The 4,828-nt window shown below is 54.6% G+C and carries 2 protein-coding genes and 1 pseudogene; all 3 read right to left on the bottom strand.

Translation table 11 applies throughout. The features are described 5' to 3' along the window. Positions 1-136: 136 nt before the first annotated feature. Positions 137-739 carry a DUF3177 family protein gene (locus RMO84_RS20630; RefSeq protein WP_310490311.1) on the bottom strand — a complete coding sequence of 201 codons (603 nt, stop codon included), beginning with the start codon at positions 737-739 and terminating at the stop codon, positions 137-139. A 474-nt stretch (positions 740-1,213) separates the two neighbouring features. After that, positions 1,214-4,456, bottom strand: coding sequence for an efflux RND transporter permease subunit (locus RMO84_RS20625; RefSeq protein ID WP_396135912.1), 3,243 nt, complete (start codon positions 4,454-4,456; stop codon positions 1,214-1,216). Positions 4,457-4,552: 96 nt separating this feature from the next. Then, positions 4,553-4,828: pseudogene (locus RMO84_RS20620) on the bottom strand (efflux transporter periplasmic adaptor subunit); the annotation flags it as partial.

Genomic DNA, 4,828 nt, shown 5'->3' with positions numbered 1-4,828 from the left:
GGGTAGGGGATAGGGAGTAGGGGGTAGAGAGCCAACTAACTAAGTTGGAACGGTGTTCCACTCCAAAACTATCCCCTAAAACCAAAGACCAAATACCTAAAACCTATCCTCTATCCCCTGCCCCCTATCCCCTCATTTACTCATCCCCCGCCATCGCCGATCGACCTTGCTTGCCGAGCCGGACGATGAGAAAGTAGCCTAAGCAGAGAGCGTAAATAACTAAACCCACGACGCCGAGAAAGCCGAGAAATTCTGGTTTGGAATTGGCGTGAAAAAATTGGTAGTACAGCCAGGAAGGTTGGAACCAAGCTTGACAGGAATCGGCTTTAGCATTGCCAAAGGCACAGGAGATAAACGGCACGATCGCGATCGCACTCAGAGTTGAATACAGAGTCACCGCCCACCGCCAAGCCAAGAAACCTAGCTTGAGAGGTCTGTCGGGTAAATCGCCAATTTCCTCGTTGAGATCCGCCCAAAACCACAGCGACAGCGGAATCAAAATTTGGGCGACCAAGGATGCCACAAAGGTAATCGGTAGGGCGGCGATCCCCAGGTAGACGGTAATGGCCAGTAAACTCGCGACCCGCCAATAAATAATTAATAGGGTCTGGAGTACTGCCGTTTTTTGTGCGAATGCCCACACCAGAAGAATCAGGGGAATTAACACTGTAAAGATGACCGCTAAGCGAAAATCCATCCAGATTAACGGTTCAAACCATAATTGAGATCGATCGGGCATTATTATAAATCTAAAAATAGGTAGTTTGCGCGTAAGAATGGGGTGTTTGCGATCGACCCCAGCCTACAAATTTTCTTTCACAATCTTGACATATAATCTGTCGGTTCGTGTGTTTGGGGGTAAGAGCGGGGGGCGGGGAGTAAGAGGGTAAGGGGTAGGGGGTAGAAGGCGACTTTAAGGCGACGCTTGGGAGATATAGCAGTTGCCAAGCTTGTTAGGACACATCCCCGACTTCTCGAAGAAGCGGCTCGCGTAACTCCTAACGGAGAGGCTACGCCAACGTCGGGTTTCCCGACGGTTTAGCGGCGCATCGAACGGGAGGTTCCCTCCCGTTTGTGTGCGACAAGACAGCGACCCAAATCACGCGGAGGTTCCCGACCCATGGCTTTGGGTCAAGACAGCGAGACAAGACAGTCGGGGATGTAGCAGTAATGGTCGAATTGTCCTAATAGCTTTAGCGTCTGTTATACAAGTTTAGGAATGACGATCGGTGGTTAATACTGGCCGCTTTGGATCTCGCGATTTGCCGATGCCCTTGCCGCGTTGGAAAAGATCGTGGAGCAGCACGTAAAAGCACGGGATGATAAATAGTGTCAGCAGGGTAGCGAGGGTCAAACCGGAAAAGACGACAATCCCTAATGGCTGTAAAAATTCCGATCCTTCGCCGATTCCCAATGCGAGGGGGAATAGTCCCAAGACAGTAGTCACTGTGGTCATCAGGATCGGGCGCAGCCGTTGGGGTGCGGCTTGAAGAATGGCACTCGGTCGAGTCTCCAGGGGAGAGGCTTCGCCAACGAGTCCTTCTGCCTCGCGAATCTGGTTGGCGGTTTCGACCATGATGATGGCATTGTTGACGACGATTCCGACCAATAGCACCGCACCGACGACAACGGTAATTCCGATCGCGGTTTGAGTGATGTACAACCCGAACAGACCGCCGACTAGTGCCAGCGGTACGGTCAAAATAATTACTAGCGGATCGACGATCGAGTTGTATTGCACGGCCATCACTACGAAGACTAGAAAGGCGGCTAACCCGCCCAGGGAGACTAGGGCACCCTGGAGTTCTTGATTGGTGCGACCGGCATAGCTGGGGAGTAAGGTCACGCCGTCGGGTAAATCGAGAGTAGAGACGATCTGCTGAACTTCGGCGAGCGCAGCACCCAAGCTCGCGCCCTTGTTGAGGTTCCCCGCGATGATAAAGACGGGGCGTTGGTTGATGCGTTGAATTTCACCTGGTGCCTGTCCCTCGGAGATCGTCGCCACATCGCTGAGGCGCACCAGAGAATTATTGTTTACAAACAGGGGAATTTGCGCGAGTTGGGAAGGCTGCTTGAGCAGGGATTGGTTTAATTGCACCCGCACATCCACCAGTCGCTCGTTCCGTTGTAACTGGGTGGGCACAGCACCTTCGATCGCGGTTTGAATGGTGGTACCGATCGCTTGCGTCGTCAGACCCAGGGCACTAGCCCGCTCCCAATTGGGGCGAATTTGGACTTCAGGCTGGCGATCGTCGGCATCGGGACGGAAAGCGGATAATGTGACTCGATCGTCGAGTGCGGCCAATACTTGCCGCCCCGCTTGCGTCAGGACTTCGGCATTTTGCCCCTGCAAAACGACGTCTACTTCTGCGCCCCGTACGGGTGAATTATTTAAAATTAAGCCCCGTACGGAACCGGCGGACACCCGCACCCGAATGCCCGCTAAGTTGAGCCGATTCAGTTCGCGGGTGGTGCGATCGGTAAATTCCTGCACGTCGCTACCTGGTTTGAGCGTGACGCTCCCAGAACTGCGGGACGGGTTGGACGATACCGTGTTGCCAAATAGCGAGCCGCCAGCAGTCGTGAAGACGTATTGAGTTTCTGGCTGTTTGAGGAGCACGTTATCGACTGCGGCCATCACCTGCCGATTGGTAGCCAGAGAGGTACCAGGCGGAAATTGAACGTTAACGTTGGCTTGTCCGGTACTGATGCGCGGCAGGATTTCTTGGGGAATTTGTCCGGCCATCAGGACGCCGCTCCCGCCCAGCAAGATGAAGGCGACGATAACCACCATCGCCGGACGGCGGATGACTTTAGCCAGGATATTGCCATACGATCGCGTGCCACCTTCGAGCCGATGGTTGAATGCTCGTAAGATCCACAGCCGATTGAGGCCGCTGGTGCGCTCGATCGAGAATAGTCGCGCCGATAACATCGGGACGACCGTCAGCGCGACAACCAGCGAAGCGGTGACTGCAAAGCAAATCGTCAGAATCAGCTCGTTAAATAGTAAGGAAATAAAGCCACCGACGAGGACAAATGGCAAGACTGAGACTAAGTTAGCAGCCGTCGAAGCGACGAGGGAGGATTCTACTTCCTGACTACTGTCTTCGACAGCCGCGATCGCCGCTTGGGCATAATCGCTGTTGGTAGTCCCATTGTTTTGACGATCGAGTTTGAGGGTTTCGATCCGTTTGCTGACATTTTCGAGAATCACCACTGAAGTATCGATCGCTTGCCCGACGCTAATTGCCAATCCGCCCAAACTAAAAATATTCAGCGAGAAGCCACACAACTTCATCACGATCGCGGCAGCTAACGTACACAGCGGAATCGTCAGGGCAATGATAAATGTCTGCCGCAGGGAGCCTAAGAAGATAAACACCGAAATTGCCGCCAGCAGCGCACCAGATAGGCCAGAGGTAATCACATCTGCCAGGGAGTTACGGATAAATACCGATTCGTCTAATGTCGGCGTAATGACCATGTCGGCGGGAATTACTCCCGATTTGCGCAACTGGTCGATCCGCGTTTTGACGGCATCGACGACCGAGACAGTGTTCGCATCGGGCTGTTTCTGGACGCTGATTTTGACGGCTTTTTGGCGGTTGAGATTGACTAGTACCCGCTCTTCTTCAGTGCCATCGGTAACGGTGGCAAAATCGCGCAGATAGACTTGTTGTGTCGGGGTAGTTTGGGTAGTTGTCGTTGCGATCGTGGCATTAGGTTGCGGCGCGGTATTGGCGATCGCTTGTCCGCCAGCGGCGAAGGCGAGATCCCGAATCTCACTGGCATTCTGAAAGCGACCTACAGCGCGAGTTAGCGGTTCGGATCGATCGCCGCGAATGCGACCGCCAGAGACATCTTGATTGCGTTGGGTGAGTTGGTCGAGGACTGTGGGCAGACTAATCCCCAAGGATTGGAGGCGGTTGAGATCGATATCGACGCGGACTTCTTCTTGGACGCCACCGGAGACATCGGCAGAAGCCACGCCATCGACGATACTTAGTTCGCGGGAGAGTTCTTCGTCAGCAAAGATTCGCAAGTCTACATCCCGCAGCGAAGGGGCAGTTAGAGCTAGTTCGTAGACGGGGAGCTGAGAGGGATCGATTTTGAATAGACGCGGTTCCTCGATCGATTCGGGTAACTGGTTGCGGTTGCGGTTGAAGGCGGCGGTAGTGTCGTTGAGGGCTTGGTCGATGTTGCTGCCAGGATTGAAGTAGAGATCGAGGTTGACTTGACCTTCGCGGGTTTGGGAGTAGATTTGGACGACGCCATCGGTGGTGGCGAGGGCTTCTTCCAGCGGGCGGGTGATTTCGTCGATCGCGACTTCGGGCGAGATGCCTGGAGCTTGGAGGCGGACGCCGATCCGAGGATAGGTAATCGAGGGGAGGAGATCGACGGGGAGTTGGGTGATGAAAAAGACCCCGACGATGATGACCGTCAGAGTCAGCATCAGGGTGCCGATATACTGGCGGATCGAGAGGGTGCTGAGGCTGAAGCTGGATGGGGGGGTTTGCACGAGGGAGCGGGGGGCGGGGAGGACTGGGCTTTAGCTGGGGGAGAGGATACTGGTGCGCACTGGTTCGCCGTCTTTGAGGGGTTTGCTGGCGCGGGCGACGAAGCGTTCGCCGGGATTGAGTCCGGCGAGAATCTGGACTTGACCGTCGATTTGTTGGCCGAGGGTGACGGTGCGAGCGGTAACTGTTGACTGTTCGCCTTGGCGGGTGACGACAAATAATTTGCCTTGGGTGCGACGTGCTGGCTGTGTGGGGGTAGATTGGTTGGAATTGGAGTTGGGTGTCGATCGATTAGGACGTTCTTCTTG

The sequence above is a fragment of the Chamaesiphon sp. VAR_69_metabat_338 genome, from assembly GCF_031423935.1.
In the GTDB taxonomy this organism is placed as follows: domain Bacteria; phylum Cyanobacteriota; class Cyanobacteriia; order Cyanobacteriales; family Chamaesiphonaceae; genus Chamaesiphon.
The sequence above is the reverse complement of the archived record's forward strand: the minus strand, read 5'-3'. Positions and strand labels throughout refer to the sequence as shown.